The organism is Mesorhizobium sp. CO1-1-11 (assembly GCF_020164995.1).
Lineage (GTDB): Bacteria > Pseudomonadota > Alphaproteobacteria > Rhizobiales > Rhizobiaceae > Mesorhizobium > Mesorhizobium australicum.
The window spans coordinates 12892-32355 of record NZ_JAIUHE010000017.1; the positions used below are offsets into that span (position 1 = coordinate 12892).

18 protein-coding genes, 1 tRNA gene and 1 pseudogene are annotated in these 19464 nt (G+C 61.2%); 9 read left to right on the forward strand and 11 right to left on the reverse strand.

Features of this window, described 5'->3' with window-relative positions; all coding sequences use genetic code 11:
- Window positions 1–13: 13 nt before the first annotated feature.
- From secDF to LB554_RS20220, 5 genes are all read left to right on the forward strand, one after another.
- Complete coding sequence (gene secDF, locus LB554_RS20200) at window positions 14–2563, forward strand: protein translocase subunit SecDF (protein WP_224586473.1); 2550 nt, start codon at window positions 14–16, stop codon at window positions 2561–2563.
- Window positions 2564–2590: 27 nt separating this feature from the next.
- Window positions 2591–2983, forward strand: a complete 393-nt coding sequence (locus LB554_RS20205) for an Mth938-like domain-containing protein (protein ID WP_224586474.1) — start codon at window positions 2591–2593, stop codon at window positions 2981–2983.
- A gap of 1 nt (window position 2984) precedes the next feature.
- Complete coding sequence (locus LB554_RS20210; protein WP_224586476.1) at window positions 2985–3833, forward strand: phytoene/squalene synthase family protein; 849 nt, start codon at window positions 2985–2987, stop codon at window positions 3831–3833.
- An 84-nt stretch (window positions 3834–3917) separates the two neighbouring features.
- Window positions 3918–4352 carry a hypothetical protein gene (locus LB554_RS20215; RefSeq protein ID WP_224586478.1) on the forward strand — a complete coding sequence of 145 codons (435 nt, stop codon included), beginning with the start codon at window positions 3918–3920 and terminating at the stop codon, window positions 4350–4352.
- A complete protein-coding gene (locus LB554_RS20220; protein ID WP_224586480.1) occupies window positions 4352–5302 on the forward strand; it encodes a sterol desaturase family protein in 951 nt (316 codons plus the stop codon). The genes LB554_RS20215 and LB554_RS20220 overlap by 1 nt, the downstream gene beginning before the upstream one ends.
- A gap of 8 nt (window positions 5303–5310) precedes the next feature.
- Here LB554_RS20220 and LB554_RS20225 read toward each other — a convergent pair whose 3' ends face one another.
- The 5 genes from LB554_RS20225 to LB554_RS20245 all read right to left on the reverse strand — a co-directional run bounded on the left by LB554_RS20225 (window position 5311) and on the right by LB554_RS20245 (window position 8285).
- Window positions 5311–5637: a type II toxin-antitoxin system RelE/ParE family toxin gene (locus LB554_RS20225; protein ID WP_140661125.1), complete on the reverse strand. Its 327-nt coding sequence runs from the start codon at window positions 5635–5637 to the stop codon at window positions 5311–5313.
- Window positions 5609–5911: a type II toxin-antitoxin system ParD family antitoxin gene (locus tag LB554_RS20230; RefSeq protein WP_015317549.1), complete on the reverse strand. Its 303-nt coding sequence runs from the start codon at window positions 5909–5911 to the stop codon at window positions 5609–5611. The genes LB554_RS20225 and LB554_RS20230 overlap by 29 nt, the downstream gene beginning before the upstream one ends.
- A 69-nt stretch (window positions 5912–5980) precedes the next feature.
- Entirely contained in the window at window positions 5981–7393 is a 1413-nt protein-coding gene (gene trmFO / locus LB554_RS20235; RefSeq protein WP_224586481.1) for a methylenetetrahydrofolate--tRNA-(uracil(54)-C(5))-methyltransferase (FADH(2)-oxidizing) TrmFO, read from the reverse strand.
- Between the two features lie 562 nt (window positions 7394–7955).
- Window positions 7956–8096, reverse strand: a complete 141-nt coding sequence (locus tag LB554_RS20240) for a DUF1127 domain-containing protein (RefSeq protein WP_224586686.1) — start codon at window positions 8094–8096, stop codon at window positions 7956–7958.
- A gap of 48 nt (window positions 8097–8144) precedes the next feature.
- Window positions 8145–8285, reverse strand: coding sequence for a DUF1127 domain-containing protein (locus LB554_RS20245; RefSeq protein ID WP_013531315.1), 141 nt, complete (start codon window positions 8283–8285; stop codon window positions 8145–8147).
- Between the two features lie 235 nt (window positions 8286–8520).
- Here LB554_RS20245 and LB554_RS20250 point away from each other — a divergent pair, with 235 nt between their 5' ends.
- Both LB554_RS20250 and LB554_RS20255 read left to right on the forward strand, forming a co-directional pair.
- Window positions 8521–9639 (forward strand): DUF2157 domain-containing protein, encoded by a 1119-nt coding sequence (locus tag LB554_RS20250; RefSeq protein WP_224586483.1) that lies wholly within the window; start codon window positions 8521–8523, stop codon window positions 9637–9639.
- Window positions 9636–10220 carry a GDYXXLXY domain-containing protein gene (locus tag LB554_RS20255; RefSeq protein WP_015317553.1) on the forward strand — a complete coding sequence of 195 codons (585 nt, stop codon included), beginning with the start codon at window positions 9636–9638 and terminating at the stop codon, window positions 10218–10220. Before LB554_RS20250 ends, LB554_RS20255 begins: the two co-directional genes overlap by 4 nt.
- 112 nt (window positions 10221–10332) lie before the next feature.
- Here LB554_RS20255 and LB554_RS20260 read toward each other — a convergent pair.
- Window positions 10333–10415, reverse strand: a tRNA-Leu gene (locus LB554_RS20260).
- A 360-nt stretch (window positions 10416–10775) separates the two neighbouring features.
- Between LB554_RS20260 and tig the strand changes: the two genes are divergently transcribed.
- The gene (gene tig / locus LB554_RS20265; protein WP_140723678.1) at window positions 10776–12260 is read left to right on the forward strand and encodes a trigger factor; all 1485 of its coding nucleotides are present in this window, start codon (window positions 10776–10778) and stop codon (window positions 12258–12260) included.
- 176 nt (window positions 12261–12436) lie between these two features.
- Window positions 12437–12937: a hypothetical protein gene (locus tag LB554_RS20270; RefSeq protein WP_224586485.1), complete on the forward strand. Its 501-nt coding sequence runs from the start codon at window positions 12437–12439 to the stop codon at window positions 12935–12937.
- 155 nt (window positions 12938–13092) lie between these two features.
- Here the strand turns inward: LB554_RS20270 and LB554_RS20275 are convergent.
- The 5 genes and pseudogenes from LB554_RS20275 to LB554_RS20295 all read right to left on the reverse strand — a co-directional run.
- Window positions 13093–13257, reverse strand: a pseudogene (locus LB554_RS20275) (JAB domain-containing protein); the annotation flags it as partial.
- 103 nt (window positions 13258–13360) lie between these two features.
- Window positions 13361–13591 carry a DNA-binding protein gene (locus LB554_RS20280; RefSeq protein WP_224586487.1) on the reverse strand — a complete coding sequence of 77 codons (231 nt, stop codon included), beginning with the start codon at window positions 13589–13591 and terminating at the stop codon, window positions 13361–13363.
- A 514-nt stretch (window positions 13592–14105) separates the two neighbouring features.
- Entirely contained in the window at window positions 14106–15788 is a 1683-nt protein-coding gene (locus tag LB554_RS20285) for an ATP-dependent helicase (protein ID WP_224586489.1), read from the reverse strand.
- On the reverse strand, window positions 15785–17722 hold the full coding sequence (locus LB554_RS20290) for an ATP-dependent nuclease (protein WP_224586491.1): 1938 nt from the start codon (window positions 17720–17722) through the stop codon (window positions 15785–15787). Before LB554_RS20290 ends, LB554_RS20285 begins: the two co-directional genes overlap by 4 nt.
- A 15-nt stretch (window positions 17723–17737) precedes the next feature.
- Complete coding sequence (locus tag LB554_RS20295) at window positions 17738–19423, reverse strand: hypothetical protein (RefSeq protein WP_224586493.1); 1686 nt, start codon at window positions 19421–19423, stop codon at window positions 17738–17740.
- Window positions 19424–19464: the final 41 nt, after the last annotated feature.

Sequence of the window (19464 nt, forward strand, 5' to 3'; positions counted from 1 at the left end):
CGGACGACGCCCTATGCTTTATTTCTCGCGCTTCAAGATGATCCTGATCTGGCTGGCCGTGGCCGCCACAGTGATCCTCGCCGCGCCCAACCTGTTCCCCGCCAGCACGCTGGCTCAGCTGCCCAGTTGGGTGCCGAAGCGGCAGATGACGCTCGGCCTCGACCTGCAGGGCGGTTCGCACATCCTGCTGGAGATGAACCAGAACGATCTGATCAAGGATCGGTTGGAGACGACCCGCGACGAAATCCGCACACTGCTGCGCGATGCCAAGATCGGCTATACCGGTCTTGCCGGCAGCGGCAAGACCCTGCAGGTCCGCATCACCGATCCCGCCCAGCTCGATGCCGCCAAGAAGGCATTGAAGAGTTTGACCGATCCTGTCGCCGCCGGCTTGTTCACCGGCGGTTCCATCCAGGAAATGGCGCTCGATGATTCCGAGCCGGGCCTGCTCAAGTTCACCGTCACCGACGCCGGCATCAAATACCGCACGTCGACCGCGTTGGCACAATCGATCGAGGTGGTCGAGCGCCGCGTCAACGAACTCGGCACGACCGAGCCTATCGTGCAGCGGCAAGGCGAGGACCGCATCCTCGTCCAGGTGCCTGGCCTGCAGGATCCGCAGCGGCTGAAGGAAATTCTCGGCCAGACCGCGAAGCTGACCTTCCAGATGGTCGACCAGTCGATGCCGGTGCAGGACGCGCTCAAGGGGCGCCCGCCAGCCGGTTCGTCGGTGCTCTATTCCCAGGACGATCCGCCAGTTCCATACCTGATCGAGAACCGCGTTATCGTGTCGGGTGAAAACCTCGTCGACGCACAGGCGACGTACAATTCGCAGAACAACGAGCCGGTGGTTTCGTTCCGCTTCGATTCCAAGGGTGCCGCCCGCTTCGGCCAGGCCACCGCGCAGAACGTCGGCAAGCTGTTCGCCATCATCCTCGACAACCAGGTGATTTCGGCGCCGCAGATCCGTGAACCGATCCTTGGCGGCACCGGCCAGATCTCCGGCAATTTCACAGCCCAAAGCGCCAACGACCTCGCCGTGCTGCTGCGCGCCGGCGCGCTGCCCGCGACATTGACGGTCATCGAGGAGCGTACCGTGGGTCCGGGCCTGGGCCAGGATTCGATCCATGCGGGCAAGGTCGCGGGCATCATCGGTTCGATCCTCGTCGTGGCATTCATGTTCGTCGCCTACGGTTTCCTCGGCTTCCTCGCCAATATCGCGCTGGCGGTGCACGTGGCTATGATCGTCGGGCTGCTGTCGCTGCTCGGCGCGACGCTGACCTTGCCCGGTATTGCCGGTATCGTGCTGACCATCGGCATGGCGGTCGATTCCAACGTGCTGATCTACGAGCGTATCCGCGAGGAGCGACGCGCCGGCCGCTCGGTGATCCAGGCGATCGACACCGGCTTCTCGAAGGCGCTGGCGACCATCGTCGATTCCAATGTCACCTCGCTGATTGCGACTGTGGTGCTGTTCTATCTCGGTACCGGACCCGTGAAGGGCTTTGCCATCACCTATGCCATCGGCATCCTGACCACGGTCTTCACCGCTTTCACCTTCACCCGCCTGCTGGTGTCGATCTGGCTGCGCCGCGCACGTCCGAAGGAACTGCCGCGCGCACCGGTGACTTTCGTTCCGCCCGGCACGAAAATTCCGTTCATGGGTATCCGCCGGTGGACGTTCGCGCTGTCCAGCACATTGTCGATATTGTCCGTCGTGTTGTTCATGAGCGTCGGCATCAATTACGGCATCGACTTCAAGGGCGGTTCCCTGATCGAGGTGCAGTCGAAGAGCGGCGATGCCAATATTGGTGACATCCGCAGCAGATTGACGGAACTGAACATCGGCGAAGTGCAGGTGCAGCAGTTCGGTGCACCCAACGACGTGTTGATCCGCGTCGGCACGCAGGATGCCGGTGAAAATGCCGAGCAGACCGTGATCGACAAGGTGCGCGGCGAGCTGCAGGATCAGTATAATTTCCGTCGCGTCGAAGTGGTGGGCCCGACGGTTTCCGGCGAGTTGGCCAAGCAAGGCACGATCGCCATGATCGTCGCGCTGGCCGGCATCCTGATCTATGTCTGGTTCCGCTTCGAATGGCAGTTCGCGGTCGGCGCCATTGTCGCGACAGTGCACGATGTGGTCATGACGCTCGGTTTCTTCGTCATCACCGGGCTCGAGTTCAACCAGTCGTCACTGGCGGCGATCCTGACCATTATCGGGTATTCGCTGAACGACACGATCGTGGTCTATGACCGCGTCCGCGAGGATCTGCGAAAATACAAGCGAATGCCGTTGCCGCAGCTGTTGAACAACGCCATCAACGAGACGTTGTCGAGAACGACGCTGACGTCCGTGACGACCAGCTTGGCGCTGCTGGCGCTGGTGCTGTTCGGCGGCGAAGTGATCCGCTCCTTCACGCTGGCGATGCTGTTCGGCGTCGTGTTCGGCACGTATTCGTCGATCTTCATCGCGGCGCCGTTGCTCATCCTGTTCAAGCTGCGGCCGCAGGCTTCGGCCGACGAGGAAAAGCCGGTCAGCGGCGGCAAGGCCGTCGCGACCTGACGCGCGGCCCCGAGGGGTGATAGAGTGATGGCCGGCAAAGGCATCATTATCCGCGAGGCGCATTTCCCCGGCCGCGCGCAGATCGAGGCCTATGGCAATGGCGGCTTCCGCTTTGCCGACATGTCGCATCGCGGCTCTCTCATGTGCCTGCCCACAGGCATCCATGGTTGGGAGCCGGCAAATCCCCAAGCGCTGACCGTGGCGGATTTCGACAGGCTGCTCGCCGAGGCCGACAAGGTCGAGATCCTGCTGGTTGGCATGGGTCGGGATCTCAGGCCGTTGCCGGCGGCGCTGCGGGCCGCGCTGAAGGATGCCGGCATAGCGTCCGACCCGATGTCGACTGGGGCAGCAGTGCGGACCTACAATGTCCTTCTGGCTGAAAACCGCGCCGTGGCGGCCGCGCTCATCGCCGTCGATTGATATGTCGCAGAATACTGAAATCGTCATGGATGCGGTGCGCGTCGCCGACCATGATCGGTATCTCACCGCGCTCTACGCGCCGGCCGACAAGCGCAAGGCGCTGTTTTCGCTGTACGCATTCAATGCCGAGATATCAGGCATTCGTGACCGCATCCATGAGCCTTTGCCCGGGGAGGTCCGGCTGCAATGGTGGCGCGATGTCATCGCCGCCGGCGGCGAGGCGGGCGCGGGCCATCCCGTTGCCGAAGCCTTGAACACCACCATTGCGGCGTTCAAGCTGCCGAAACTGGCCTTTGAGAACATGCTCGAAGCACGCATTTTCGATCTCTACGACGATCCGATGCCGTCGCGCACCGATCTGGAAGGCTATTGCGGCGAGACGGCAGCCGCGCTGATCCAGCTTGCGGCAATGGTGCTCGATCCTGTCGAGGCGCCAAGGTTCGCCGAACTGGCCGGCAGGGCGGGCTGCGCGCAGGCAATGACGGGCCTTTTGCTTCTGTTGCCGCTGCACCGCGGGCGCGGGCAGTGTTTTGTCCCGGCTGACATCCTGGCGGCGGCGGGCTCGTCGCCGGAAGAATTTATTGCCGGCAATGGCGGTCCTGGTGCCCAGCGCGCCGTGGCCGCGATGATCTCGCTGGCGCGCGAACATCTTTCCGCCTTCGAACGGGGTGCTGCCGCGCTGCCGGGGTCGTTGCGTCCGGCATTCCTGCCGCTGGCGCTGTCGCGCGCTTATCTCGACAAGATGGAAGGCTCGCGCCGGGCTCCGCTCGGGGGCGTGGCGCGGCTGTCGGCATTGCGTCGGCACTGGCTGCTGTTGCGCCATGCGGGCAAGGGCTGGCCGACACATTGACGTAAACGTCAATCGTGTTAAGAAGTCCGCCTGCCGAGAACTGTCGCCTAAGACGACAGGCTGGCCCGAAGGAGATCCCCGTCCATGAGCTTGCCCGTGCTGGTCGTGATCGTCGTTCTGGGCATCGCGCTGTCGGTAGCCGCCGTGCATTTCACCGGCGGCAGCAATATGGTCACTCTGACCGGCGCGGATCAAGCCATGGGCCGTTTCGCACAGGACTTTCCCGACGAGATCGCGACCGCGGTTCGACTAACCGCGGACAGCCGGTCCGCTTTTCTCGATCTTGGCCATGGCCGCACGGGCATCGTCCACGGTATCGGCGACTGCTTTCTGACCCGCGTCGTGACGCCTCGGGACGTCGTTGTGTCCCATGCCGACGAGACGGACACGATCCAGCTGCGGTTGACGGACTTCACCTGGAAGGGCGGCCGCTTCCGCTTCGCCAACGCCGCCGACGTGCAGGCCTTGCTGAACGCTCTTGGGCCGCGAGACACGAGTTCCGGGAAGGAGGCAGCGTGATGGACAGCTACGACTTTCCGCAGGTCACCCAACTGGCCATTCCGTTTTTCGTCGTCGCGATCCTGATCGAGCTCTGGCTGGTGCGGACCGGTCGCGCCAAGGGCTCGTTCGAGACCCGCGACACGCTGACCAGCCTGATGATGGGCACCGGCAACGTCGTCGCCGGGCTGCTGCTCGGCGTCGTGTCCTACTGGGCGCTGTTGTGGCTGTGGCAGTTCCGAGTCTCCAATCTCGGCCTGTCGGTTTGGGTGTTCCTGGCGGCCTTCCTGCTCGATGATCTGCGCTACTACGTCTACCACCGCATCGCGCACCGGGTGCGCTGGGTGTGGGCGGAGCACGTCAACCATCATTCCAGCCAGCACTACAATTTGTCGACGGCGCTCAGGCAAAGCTGGACCGGCCTGTTCACCTTCATGTTCGTGCTGCAGGCGCCGCTGGTGCTGCTCGGCTTCCATCCGGCGGTGATTGCCTTCACCTTCGGTTTCAACCTGGTCTGGCAGTTCTGGATCCACACCGAGACGATCGGCAAGATGTGGAACTGGTTCGAGTTCATCTTCAACACGCCCTCGCACCACCGCGTCCATCACGCCACCAACCCGCGCTATCTCGACGCCAACTATGCGGGCACGCTGATCATATGGGACCGCATGTTCGGCACCTTCGTCGAGGAGTTGGAAGAGGACCGGCCGCGCTACGGCATCGTGAAAAATCTCGGCACTTTCAATCCGCTGAAAGTGGCGTTCCACGAATGGATCGGCATGTTCAGGGATGCCTTCGCGCCGGGGCTGACAGTGAGCGAGCGACTGAACTACCTGATCAAGCCACCAGGCTGGAGCCATGACGGCTCACGCGAAACTTCGGAGACGCTGAAGGCTGCTTATGTCAGGCGAAATCCTGCGGAGGCGGGCAAGCCAGGCTTGCCGTTAGCGACCGCCGAGCCGGCCGAGTAGCTGTCCGATCAAGAGGGCTTGTCGCTATCGCGCATCAGCGCTTCGTAGTCGCGGCCGCCGTAGAAGATGTTGACGATGTGAACGACATCGCTTTCGACCACGTAGGCTATAACAGCGGAGTGTTCGAAAGGAACCGTCCTCAGTCCCGGCGCGATGTCATCACGCGGGCGACCGCCACGAGGGACGTTTCCAACGCCCAGGCAGCGTTCCTTGATCCGGTCAACGAAACCGTTGGTGATGCTTTCGCTTCCGCTGCTCTCAAGCACATAGGCGGCGATAGCCTCAAGGTCGGATATAGCTCCTTCGCTAAGAACGACGGCGAGACGCTGAATCATCATTGTCTCGCGCCAGTTGCGAAATGCGGTTCTTTACTCTGTCGATTGCCTCATTGAGCGGAACGGCGGGTCTCGTATCCTCGATCGACGCCTTCACACGCGCCCTGATCGAGGCCATGCGCTCGGCGTGTTCCTCTTCTTCGCGTTGGAAAGCGCGAAGAGCTGCGCGGATAACCTCGCTGGCCGAGCCGAACGAACCGTCCTCGACTCTTTCGCGGATCATGCGTGCCATCGCGGGTGTGACGGTGACGGATAGTTTCTCGGCTGCTTCCATGGAACGGCTCCGCTCGGCGTAAAGTAGGATAGTATCCTACTTTACGCCGAGCGTCCATCAGGCCGCGAGCTATTCGGCAGCCTCAGCCGTCTGCGCCGGCACACCCAGCCATTCACGGCAGTCTTGCAGGGCACGCGAGGTGATGGCGTGGCGCTTGGCGACGGTCTTGTCCTTGCCGCGCATGCGCTTGCCCTCGCTCTTCGGCGCCTCGACCGGCGGGAACAGGCCGAAATTGACGTTCATCGGCTGGAAAGAGCGTTTGCCCGGCTCATCGTCGGAGACGATGTGGCCGCCGGTGATGTGGTTGAGCAGCGCGCCGAAGGCGGTGGTAAGCGGCGGCAGCGATGGTGCATGGCCGAGCCGCTCGGCCGCGGCGAAGCGCCCGGCGAGCAGGCCGATGGCGGCGCTCTCGACATAGCCTTCGCAGCCGGTGATCTGGCCGGCAAAGCGCAGGCCGGGTCGCGACTTCAGCTGCAGCGAGGCGTCCAGCAAGGTCGGCGAGTTGATGTAGGTGTTGCGGTGCAGGCCGCCCAGGCGGGCGAAGTCGGCGTTTTCGAGACCCGGAATGGTGCGGAACACGCGCACCTGTTCGGCGTGCTTCAGCTTGGTCTGGAAGCCGACCATGTTGTAGAGCGTGCCCAGCGCATTGTCCTGGCGCAACTGGACGACCGCATAGGCCTTCACCGTCGGATTGTGCGCATTGGTGAGGCCCATCGGCTTCATCGGCCCGTAACGCAGCGTCTCGACGCCGCGTTCGGCCATGATCTCGATCGGCAGGCAACCGTCGAAATAGGGCGTGCCTTCCCATTGCTTGAACTCGGTCTTCTGGCCATCGACCAGCGCCTGCACGAAGGCGAGGTACTGATCCTTGTCCATCGGACAGTTGATATAATCCTTGCCGGTGCCGCCAGGCCCGACCTTGTCGTAGCGCGACTGGAACCAGCAGGTATCCATGTCGATCGTGTCGAAATGGATGATCGGCGCGATGGCATCGAAGAAGGCGAGCGCATCGGCGCCGGTCGCTTCGGCGATCGACTGGGCAAGCGATGGCGCGGTCAGCGGCCCGGTGGCAATGATCGCCTGGTCCCACTCCGCCGGCGGCAGGCCGGGAACTTCCTCGCGCTCGATGGTGATCAGCGGATGTGCCTCGAGCTTTTTCGTCACCGCGTCGGAAAAACCATCGCGGTCGACGGCCAGCGCGCCGCCTGCCGGCACCTGGTTGGCGTCGCCGGCGCTCATGATCAGCGAGCCGGCCAGCCGCATTTCGGCATGTAGCAGGCCGACGGCGTTGTTTTCGGCGTCGTCGGAGCGAAAGGAATTGGAACAGACGAGTTCGGCCAGGCCATGGGTCTTGTGGGCATCGGTGCCGCGAACCGGGCGCATTTCATGCAGGATGACGGGAAGACCGGCCTCGGCCGCCTGCCATGCCGCTTCGGAACCGGCGAGGCCGCCGCCGATGATATGGATTGGATTTTTGCTCATGGCCGCCGGAATAATCGCTTGCCGCGGCGATTGCAATTGTCGCGTGGCGAAACGCCTGGGTTGGGAACACCTGCCCCTGAATACAACAACACCCGCCGGGGGAGGAGGTCCGGCGGGTGTCGTTTTGGGGGCCGACCCTCGGGAGGAGGTGAAGGCCGACCGTATTCGTCATCGCCGGGGAGGAGGTCGGCTCAGACGAAATTCTCTTCGCATTTTTAGAGAGGGCGAAACCTCTGGGGCAAAATTCGTTTGCCCCGGGGAAACAGCGCCCGCCGCGGGAGGAGGTGCGGCGGGCGCCGTTTGGGTGGCCAACCTTCGGGAGGAGGTGAAGGTTAGGCCTATTCGTCATCGCCGGGGAGGAGGTCGGCTTTGACGAAATTCTGTCCGCCATTCTGAGAGGGGCGAAACCTCTGGAGCAAATCATTTTGTTCCGGGGAAACAACGCCCGCCGCGGGAGGAGGTGCGGCGGGCGCCGTTTTGGTGATCATCCCTTGGGAGGAGGTAAGGGCTGACCGTATTCGCTTGGGTCGGGGAGGAGGTCGACCCCAGCGAAATTCCTTGATTAGATCGCCTGGCGGGCGATGATCTTGATTTCGTCGCGGACGATACCGAGATCATGCAGTTGGCGGTTCGAAAGGCGACCCAGCTCGGTAACCGTCTCGCGATAAACGCGCCAGTTACGGTAGTTGCGCATCAGGTTCATTGTCATGCTCTTCTCAAAACTGGTTCGGACCATTCGCGGTCCGAAGGATTAGACCGCCTTGCGAGCGACGTAAGGAATGTCGCTGCGGCTGATGCCGAGGTCGGTCAGTTCACGGTTGCTCAGGCGGCTCAGCTCGGAGACGGTGTCCCGGTAGCGGCGCCAGTTGCGGTAGTTGCGGATCAGGTTCATGGTAGTTCTCGTTTCGTCTTTCTTGCGGATCATTCCGTTTGTGTACGAACCATAAGTAGGGGGACCCATATCGATTTAAAAGCGCTATGGCTGCATGGCAGCAATGCAAATTGTGCAATGCAACATTAACGCGGCTTCACCGACCTGACACAAAGAAGCCAGAAATCAGAAAGTGCCGTGACGTCAACGGTTTGGGCTGATCGGCTGAAAAAAGACCAACTGGGGGAGAAGGGGAATGGCGGGCTATTCATCACGACTAAGGTCCGATATCGCGCGGTGGCGGCAGGCAGGCCTGATCGACGCCGCCACAGCCGATTCCCTGGTCCGTGACGTCGACGCCAACGCCCGCCAGTCGCTCAGCTTCGGCTCGATCCTCGCGATGATGGCGGCCCTGCTCTTTGGAGCGGCCATCCTGATCTTCGTCGCCGCCAATTGGGAAGCGATCCCGCGGCTGGCGCGGGTGGCCGCGCTGTTCGCCGTTATCCTTGGCGGCTATGTCGGCGGGGCGGTGCTGAAGACGCGCGACCATGCGGCGATCGGCGAAGCCCTGTGGATCGTGGCGGCGGCCGCGTTCGGCGCTTCGATCGCGCTGATCGGGCAGATGTACAATTTGTCCGGCGACGAGGCTTCCGCCCTGGTCACCTGGGGCGCCGGCACGGCATTGGCGGCGGTTGCGCTGCGCTCCAACGCGCTGACCGTGGCAGCGATCGGCATCGCCGACGCCTGGCTGTTCCTGAAAGGGTTCGACTATTACAGCCGCAGCGAGTTTCCGCACGCCTTCGTCGTCATGGCGGTGGTGCTGTTTGCTGTTTCGTTCTGGACCCGCAGCCAGCCGGCGCGGCATCTGATCATCCTGTCGCTGCTTTTCTATCTGGTGCTCCTGGCCATGGATCACGCGACGCTGCCGGTAGCGATCCCTCTGGTCATCGTCTCTGTCGCGCTTTTTGCTGCTGCCGCCCTTGCGCCGGAACCGGTCGACAGGATCGTGCAACTCGGCGGTCGTTTGCCCCTGCACGCGCTGCTTGGCTTCCTCACCGGCCTGGCCATCATCCAGTTCGAACTGGCTGGCGAGAGCACCTACAACAGCGGTTTCGCCATCGCTTCGGTCGTCGCATTGGCGGGGATCGTCGCGGCAGTCGTGTTCGCAGGCCGTGAGAGCCGTGGCCTGCGCTGGCTGGCCTATCTCGGCTTCGCCTTCGAACTCGCCATGATTTATGTCGTGACGCTTCAGTCGATGCTCGACACCGCCGGCTTCTTCCTTGCCGCCGCGTTGCTGCTCGGCGTGCTTGCGATCGTCATCATCCGCGTCGAAAAACGCATGAAGGGTCCGGCCATTGGGGGAGCCACGGCATGATGACCGGGAAGAGGCTTGTCATCTCGGCGCTGGTGCTGGCGCTCGTCCAACTCGGTTTTCTCAGTTGGATCATCGCCAGCCGGGCGGCGATCCTGCGTAACGGCAAGGAAGTGCTGCTGAAGATCGAACCAGTCGATCCGCGCGACTTGCTGCGCGGCGACTATATCGTCCTCGGCTATGACATCTCGCGCATACCGGTGAAAATGATCGCCAACATTGCGTCCGACAAACAGTCCAGCGACGACACCTCGATCGTGGTCCGGCTGAAGAAGGGCGCCGACGGCTACTGGACGCCGACCGCCGCCTGGTTCGGCACGGCGCCGACGCCGGCCGCCGCGGACGAAGCCGACATTTCGGGCCATGTCGCCGCAGGTTGGGACCTTCGCGGCGAAGGCATGACGATCGCCCCGGATTACGGCATCGAGCGCTTCTATCTGCCCGAAGGCGAGGGGATGGCGATCCAGAGCGACATGCGGGTGCGCCCGTTCGGGATCAAGCTGGCGCTCGCCGCCGACGGCACGGCGCAGATCAAGGCGCTGATGGATGGCGACAAGACGCTTTTCGAGGAGCCGCTTTATTAGGCCGTGGCACGCGCGATAACGACGCCGGTCCTCTTCGCCAGGTCTCGCAGGACGCTCCTTCGTCTAGCGAGCGTCGGGTGGCCTGCCACCCGACGCTCAAAGCGCGAAAAAGTGGTGCGGGTAGAGGGACTCGAACCCCCACGATCTCTCGCCAGAACCTAAATCTGGTGCGTCTACCAGTTCCGCCATACCCGCGTGGCCCGGCAATCCCATGTAGCCATCATTCTGTCAATGTCGGAGACAAGATGTCGGCTCAGGGCCGGAATGTTGGTTATTCGCCTAAACGCGAAGACTGTTGAAAATTAGGCTCGCCTGTGACAAAAGGCGTGTCAAATGTGACGGAACGCGACGATCCGCTTCTACAAGATGTGATAAGAAGTAGGAAAAACAAGAACTTATTCACATTTTGGAACGCAGTTTGGGAGAGTTTGAGCCGTATTTCCGGTCAAATCGCCAGGTTCCGTACCAAAAGCCATTCCCGGCAAGAATTACCGGCAGGCTGTGAACGGCAGGGAGCCGTATGGCAGCCTCATTGGTGAAAACAAAGGTTTTACGATGCAGGTCACCGAAACTCTCAATTCCGGTCTCAAGCGCGAGATCAAGATCACCGTGCCGGCCGGTGATATGGAAGCCAAGCTGATGGCGCGGCTGTCGGACGCCCGCAACAAGGTCCGCATCAACGGCTTCCGTCCGGGCAAGGTGCCGGTGCAGCACCTGCGCAAGGTCTATGGCAAGTCGTTCATGGCCGAAGTGGTCAACGAGATCCTCAACGACTCGACCCGCTCGATCATCACCGGGCGCGGCGAAAAGGCCGCCATGCAGCCTGAGGTCATCATGACCGAGGACGAGAAGGAAGCCGAGAAGATCCTGGCCGGAGGCGCCGACTTCGAGTTCCGCCTCAACTATGAGGTCATTCCGGCGATCGAGATCAAGGATTTCTCCGACATCAAGGTGACGCGCCAGGTGTTCGACGTTCCGGATTCGGAAATCGACGACCAGGTCAAGCGCGTCGCCGAATCGGCGCGCAGCTACGAGCCGAAGACCGGCAAGGCCGTCGAAGGCGACCGCGTCACGATCGACTATGTCGGCAAGATCGACGGCGAGGCTTTCGCTGGCGGCGCCGGCAACGACCAGCCGCTGGTGCTGGGCTCCAAGGAGTTCATTCCGGGCTTCGAGGATCAACTGATCGGCGCCAAGGCCGGTGACGAGAAGCAGATCACCGTGACCTTCCCGGAAAACTACCAGGCGGCGCATCTGGCCGGCAAGGAAGCGACCTTCGAGGTCACCGTCAAGGAAGTGTCGAAGCCCGGCGAGCTCGAAATCAACGACGAGACCGCCAAGAACCTTGGCCTGGAATCGCTCGAGCGCCTGCGTGACATCGTGCGCGGCCAGATCGAGAACCAGTTCGGTTCGATGACGCGCCAGAAGGTCAAGCGCCAGCTGCTCGACCAGCTCGATGCGGCCTATTCGTTCGAAGCGCCGTCGAAGCTCGTCGAAGCCGAGTTCAACAACATCTGGGCGCAGGTCAACCGCGACCTGGAAGCCGCCGGCCGCACCTTCGCCGACGAAGAGACGACCGAGGAAGAAGCGCGCGCCGAATACATGCGCCTTGCCGAGCGCCGCGTGCGCCTTGGCCTGGTGCTGGCCGAGATCGGCGAGAAGGCCGGCGTCACGGTTTCGGACGAGGAACTGCAGCGCGGCCTGTTCGAGCAGGTTCGCCGCTTCCCGGCCAACCAGCAGCAGGAAGCCTTCGAGTTTTATCGCAGCAATCCCGAGGCGCTCAACGCGCTGAGGGCGCCGATGTTCGAGGAGAAGGTTGTCGACCACCTGCTCGAACAGATCTCGGTCACCGACGTCAAGGTCAGCAAGGAAGAGCTGATGGCCGACGACGAGGAAGACGAGACCAAGGCCAAGGCGAAGCCGGCCAAGAAAGCCGCGTCGAAGAAGGCCGAAGCCAAGGCAAGCGATGCCGCTGACGAGACGGAAGAGCCGAAGAAAAAGGCCGCGCCGAAAAAGAAGGCCGCCAAGGACGCCGAATAGGCCGCTCATTGCAGCGAATTCCGAAAGGCCGCCTCCGGGCGGCCTTTTTTCGTTGCCAAACTGCAACATCGGATTCGTTCCTGATGGGCACCGGTGGCGATACGAAGCCTTGATCATTATCTGGTTGGTTGGAAGGCCAGAGGTAATTGGTGATGTCGTTGGGGGTGTTCGTGGGAATGAGGCGCGCTGCCGCCACGGTGCTTTTCCTTGCCTTGACCTGCGGCGCTGCCGGGGCCGGTACGGAGAATTGGCGTTTTGACACGGCCAATGACGGCCTCGTCACGGCGTCGGTCTATGCCACCAACAAGCTGATCACCGGCGGCGGCGCGCTGAGCTACAGCCCGGTGCTGACCATCGCTTGCCGGGCTGACGGCGAGCCGGCCTGGACCGAATGGCTGCAATTGAACGACGCAGTCTCCGCCAGCCGGAAGATCACCATGTCGGTGACCATCGACGGCGCCGGCAAATTCGACGAGAGCTGGTCGGTCGGCACGCGCGGCAGGCAGCTGATGCACGACGGCGCCGATGGCATCAAGCGCCTCGTTCCGGCAAACCGCCTGCTGCTGTCATGGCGCTTCGGATTGTTGTCGGGGCGTGGCCAAGCCGATTTCGACCTCGCCGGCTTCGACGAGGCGGTCAGCCAGATTGCCGGCAGCTGCAAGACCGATCGGCCTTGATTTTAGAAGAGTGGCGATCTTTTGGGCTGTCGCCACTGGAAGATTGATCCGCGAGTGCGCGGCATCAGCATCGTTCTTTCCACAATTGAATGATTTCAAATTCCGGCCAGGATAATCGCCAGCGCCGTGGCGTTGCCGTCTCGCGAATACAAGATCTAGATCAGCAGCAGGCCCTTCATGCTGGAATAGCCCTTTCGCCCGATGATGATGTGGTCGTGCACGGAAATGCCCAGCCGCTTGGCGGCTTCGATGATCTCTTTCGTCATCTCGATATCGGCACGCGACGGCGTCGGGTCGCCGGAGGGGTGATTGTGGACCACCCGTGGCCACTCCGTATCTACTTGATAGTTAACGTGAAAATTTTGATGGCGAAGTTGGTGAGGGCGGTTTCTGGGGTGTGTAGGGAGCTCTATTCGAGGAGGTTCACGATTGCTCATGTTCCTTCCCGTTGAGTCGATTTGTCGCGCGGCACTTAACGGTTTGCTCATTCGCCCACTGGTTTAGGTCGGCCACGGGATAGACGATGGACTTTCCAATCTTCACGAAAGCCGGCCCGACGCGCATTGCTCGCCAGTTGGCCAATGTCCCGGTCGAGATCGCGCCGCGAAAACGTTCGATCACTTCCTCCGGTTTCAGATACAGTGGTTCCGTCATCTTCTACCTCAAACCAAAGCTTGGTTGGGATGGTCGTGCCCGCGAATGATGAACGGAGACGACCTCCTACGCTCGGATCGACAAGGCAATCTTCATTGAGAACATTTGTCGATACCGGTGCCTCACGCATCTCTACGCTGACTTCGCGCAGGACTGAAAGGGGGTTCTGACCACGGTAGGACCGTCTCGGGCTGCCGGCTAGAAAAAGGCCGGAGGGAAGCGCGATCATTAAGTCTGATGCTCCGGGCAGGATCAACCAGCAGGGCCCTCCGAAGGCTGAGGGAACACGGTCGAATCCTTTCGGCCCGCCACCGCGCTGGTTACTGCCGAGGCGTCGGGAGCACCCCAGCGTAGCGTTGGCAGCGACCGATGGCCGAAAAAATGCTCCAACCGCGTCAGGCGATGACTGCTTAGCGCCTAATCTCGGTCGTAGAGGCACATTTTCGTGGTGCCTGAAAGCGGACCTTGCTGTCGATCCCGCGGAAGTTCGCGCCTGCGCCACCGACGATGACATTCAGAAGAGAGTGAGCGGAGGCTCTTCGGGTTCGGACTCCGTATAGGCCAGGAACTCGGCGTGCGGAACTCGGTTGACGGACCAGTTCCCTGCGCCCGCCGGGCGGGTACGTGTGCTGCAGGTGGTAAGGAACAGTCGCTCCTTCGCCCTCGAACAGGCGACGAAGAATGCCCGGCGCTCAGTGTCGGCGTTGCCCCAGAAGGTCTGCTCTTCGACCCCGAGCACTATGACCGTTCGGAATTCGAGACCCTTGCTTTTGTGGATCGTCATCACCCTTACGGCCCGGTCGGTCGAAAAGGCCTTGAGTGCCTTGACGATGTTGGGCTCGGCGGCCAACTGCTCATGCAGGAGGTCCACACATGTGCCGATAACCTCCTCAAGCCTTCCGGCCCGGGCATACTCGGGAGAAAGCGCCACAACTGTTTCCCTGCCGAGAGCAGAAACGAGGGCCTGCGCGAGCGCGGCCAGCGCATCCCGTGCGGCCAGGTCAAGCTGCCCCAATCTAATCCGTTTTCTTGTTTCGTCGACGAAGGCGTTCCATTTGCCGCGCGCTCGGTACTCGTCATCTTCATCGAGGTCCTGACCGTAAACGACCAAATCCAGCAATCGCTTGAAGGCCTCGGGATGCGGGCCTCCGACCGTTACGAGAAGCAGGTCTGTCAGCAACACGCATGCTGGCTCGGCTCCCGTGCTCTGGGACTGATCTTCGACACGGAAGGCGATGTGCGCGTCCCGCAGCGCCTGACGCAGCTTACGACCATAGAGATCCTCGCGCCTTGATATCAGTATCGCGATCTCTGACGGATTCTCGCCCTCGTCAATCCAGGTCTGAATGCGCGCAGCGAGCGTCGTCGCTTCCTCTGCATCATCCTGGAAGCCGAGGACCTCAATCTCCCCCTCTTCGCCCACGATATCGCAGTCGTCGACGGCTGCGTCCGCATCCATCACCTTTACCATTGCGTTCTGCATTCGGCGCAATACGGGCGCGGACCTGAAGTTCTGGTAGAGGTGGAGGGTCGTAGCGTGGAAATCTTCGGTGTAGGCCTCGAAGATGCCGTCCATCGCGCCGGCGAAACCCATAATGGATTGCTTGACATCCCCTACGGCTACGAGTTGCGAGCCGGTTCCAAGGAAACAGGCCCTAATGAGGCCGTACTGGAGATCGGTGCAGTCCTGGAACTCGTCCAAGAATACCTGGCTGTATGTTTTCCTCAGCGCGTTCCGCGCGATCACGCTGCCCTCGACGATCGTCTTCGCAAGAGGGATCATGTCGCTGAATGTAATCGACTGGCCCTGGATGCGAGCCGGCCCGACGGAGAAGTCCGCAGCCAGTACGTCCTGCCCGGTAAGCGCGAGCCGGAACTGCTGGATTATGCGGAGCGCGAAGCCATGGAATGTGAAGCTGTCGAAGCGTCCCGCAAGCTGGTGGCCGCACCGGCGCCTCACGCGCGCCTTGAGGTTCGTGCTGGCGTCGAGCTTGAAGGAGATCGCAAGGAGTCGCTTTGGGTATCTGCAGCTTCGCGTGCGCAGGAGAAAGTCGGCGCGTTGCGCAAGCATCTCCGTCTTGCCGGCTCCCGGTCCGGCAGTGAGCGCTAGGTTGGCTTCGGTCTCTGTTGCTGCCGCCAGGGCATTGGGTTCCAGAATGAATCCGTCCGAAGGTTTCCAATGTTCCGCACGGATCATTCAGGAAGATTTCCCAGCATTGTCCTCACGCGTTCGAGAAGCCGTTCGAGGACGTCCGGCATGTCGTCGCGGAGTTGCTCGTCGGTGAGGCTCGCCATCGCCTCGATATGAGATGAAGGTTTGCTTCCGAGCTGGAACTTGGAATGATAGGCATCGAAGTAGGAAAGCTCCGCCGCGACATAGTCGTGGGTGTTTCCGTGCGACTTTCCGATAACCTGCGTGATCGTGGTCGCATCCGGAGCTTCGAGGTCTGCCTCGGCGATGTCGTATTGGTCGCGGAACGCAGTCATCATCATGAAGTCAAGATCGAGCGGAGCCGAGAAGAACACGTCGTGTCCCTCGAGCCGCGCGAGCCATCCCTTATCGTCGGAGACGACGGAGTCGTTGCTATTCCACGTGGGTATCGAGGCTAAGGAAATTCCGTCCATCTCACCCTCCGGCGCCAGTCCGTAGTCGGAAAGCTTGTTGGCGGCGTTCCGTATCCTTCCCCATCCGCCCTGATAGCGACCGGCATCGAGATCCAGCAAGGTCACGAACGGGATCCCCAGGCCGCTCAGCAGTCGCCAGAAATGGTTCACGTGCCGGCCGCCCAACGGGACCACAGAGATCGACGCATCGTCGGCAAGGATTTCTTTCGCTGCCAGAAGGCGGGGCAGTACGATTTCTTCGCTGTCACCTTCTCCAAGCACGACGAGCCTGGAGAAATACAATTCGGGGAACGCCTGGACCGCCTCGCGAACGAACTTCCTTTCCTCCGTTCCAGTAGCTGGCAACCTGATGGTCCTGACCATTGTCGTACGGTCGGAGGCCAACCTCAGGTATCGGACGTATTCGGGAGGAATCCGGCGCATCATGGCCGGTGAGTGCGTTGCCAATACCGCCTGTCCTGCAACGCCGTTCCCGAACACTTTTAGCACCTTCACGACGCGCCCAAGATAGTGAGGGGAGAGACTGTTCTCGGGTTCCTCGATCGCGATTAAGGTGAAGACTGCGGGCCGAAGCTTGTCTACATCGAAGGCGCCGTCGAGGTCTCCGGCCATGGTCTTGATCCCGATCTCGTGCATTCCCAGTACGATCGAGAGGTAGAGCAGCGATTGCTGTCCGTCGCTCAGCCGCGAGAAGTCGACCAAGTTCTCGCCGTGGCCGGGTGTGAAGTCGATGCTGAGATGCCGGAGCAGTCGTTCGATATCACTGCGGGCGAAGGAGATCGATGGATCCTTGTAGAAATCGCCCTTGTGCAGAGCGCTCCAACGATCGGAAAGCGCATGCGTCATGCCATCGATTGCGGCGTTCGCTGAAAGCGTACTGCTGATCTGCTGGGTGAGGTCGCCTATGTGCTCCTTTTGCGCCGACCAGTCCGCAGCCCGCAAGGCACGTCCTATAAGGGCGTTCGCCGAATACGAGATGTGGTCGGCAGGATCACGGCGGGCAGGAAGGTAGTGTACCTGGATCGCATTCCGCTCCTGCTTCGATACCCTGCCTTCGGTTGCTGGTATCCCATGTTCGTCGACGGTGATTACGTATGTGAAGCGCTCTTCGATGTCCTCGTCGCCGTCCATCTCGGCAAGCAGCCGATAGCGTACTTGGGCAGGCCCGGTTTCGCCCATCAGCTGCATGTGGGTGAACTGAGTGGGTACGGCAGGATCATCGTCTCCGTTCGCTTCAAGGTCCGGGAACTCGAAATCCGCTTCGAGCCAAAGGACTCGTGACGCTGGCGCGTTGGCGGAATCCTCGTCGAATGGGACATGGAAGTCGGACTTCTGGATCCGGCGCTCCGCGGGGTCCAGGCTGAACATACTTGCCAGGGCCTGAAGTACAGTGGTCTTGCCCGCGCCGTTCGGCCCGAGCAGGAAAGTGGTGTCGTTGAAGGTGATTTCCTTCGCTTCGGGGCCGAATGAGCGGAAGTTGTAGATGCGGAATCGAACAAGCTTCACTGTGTCCTCCCGCCCCTAGGTCATCTGGTCAAGAAATGGTCGGAAGCGGGCCGCTACGGAGTCATACTTGTCAGCGGCGAGCACGGCACCCTTCTCGTGAAAGGTTATGACCTTGCCGTCAACGATCTCCTGATCGTGTAGCGAAACGGTCCCAAGGATCGTCTGTCCGTCCCAGGGGCGGCTTTCCACGATCAGCGAGATCATCGCTGCTACGTTTCCGGCATCCTGGTCCTGCTGGTTGGGGCTGTCGATAACCATCGGCGCCGTGAGAGCCGTTGAGAACTTGAAGATGGTTCGCATCAGGGCGAGATGGTACGACAGGACCGCGCGTGGTAGGTCGCTGCCTGTGTCGTTAATTTTACGGTCGATCTTCGTCACCGAGTCGTGATCAATGTTCTGTACCGCCAAAGCCTTGAGGAAGCTCAGCATCTCAGCCGCGTAAAAAGCCTCGATCTCCTTCTTGCGCTTCCGGGAACCCTTCTCGAATTCCTTGAGCTTATCATCGGCCGCCGCGATGTCGCCTGCGATGCTGGCCATCTGTTCCGAAAGTTCGGACACCTGCGCGTCCAACATAGCCCGGGCGCTCCTCCGGCTTTCGGCCTTGATCACGTCCTCGAGGGTGAGGTCGCCCCGCTTGTGTGCCAGGATCCGTGAAATCTCCTCCATGGTGTGGTCGGTCTCCCGCATGGAGTTCTCGATCACTTTTGCCCGGGATGCGATAACCCTCATGCGTTCGAGACAGTCGCTGACGAAATCAGAACATGCCTCGCTGTCGTCGACGATGGCAAATTTGTTGGCGAAATTGTTCTGGTGGACCGTACCGCAGGTCGGACACATTATCTCGCTGTCGTCGACTTTCGACACCCAGCGGAAATCCTCGTCGAATTCCTTTGCGGCGGCGGTTGCGATCTCCATTTGCTCGCGGACTATCGAGCGTTCGTCAACCAGGACGGTTAGCTCTGCGGCACGTCGCTGTCGTGCGTCCCTCAACGTCCGGAAGCGCACGAGCAGTTGCTCGACGGAAGCCTCATGTTCAACTCTACTGAGTTCAAGACCAGTGAAATCAGGTTCCAGGCCCAGCTTTGCGATGGCGTTTGCGACGGCCTTCTTGTCGCGTCCGACTTCATCCCGTTCGATCATGGCCTTCCGCTTTTCGGCGGTCAGTTCGTAAAATTCGTTGGAGCGGATACCGGAATGGAACTCGACGACACTTCTGCGGACGCCGGGGTATTGCTGGATGTTGTCGAATGATTCCAGCGTCTGGCCCCAGCCGTTGTCCTGATCAATGTAGAACGGCAGCAGGGCGAAGGCCGGAGGCGGCGTCCCTGACGAGCCATTCTTGTCGGTAAGGACCAGCCGGAAGTTCATCAATTCGGCAAAGGCAGGCCCCAGCTCGGAGGTGATGCTAGTGGTCGACAGCATCACCTTTGAGTCCTTATCGAACAGCGCGATCCTGGAACCGTCGCGGACGATAAAATGACGGTTTCCGTCGACGGTGAAGGTCACGAGCGCCTTCACCTTCGCCCTCTTCCAGGACGGGTGGGTCTTGGTCGATGCGCCGAACGCCCAGTACAGGCTCTTTATGACCGAGGATTTGCCGACGTCATTCTCCCCGTTGATCACCGTCAGCCGAGGGTGGAACTCCACCGTCTTCGCTTTCTTCTCGATAGTCGACAGGAGCTCTAACTTCTCGAAGCGCAAGCTTTTCATTCTGTCGCTTTCTCAGATTACGGATGAGGAGT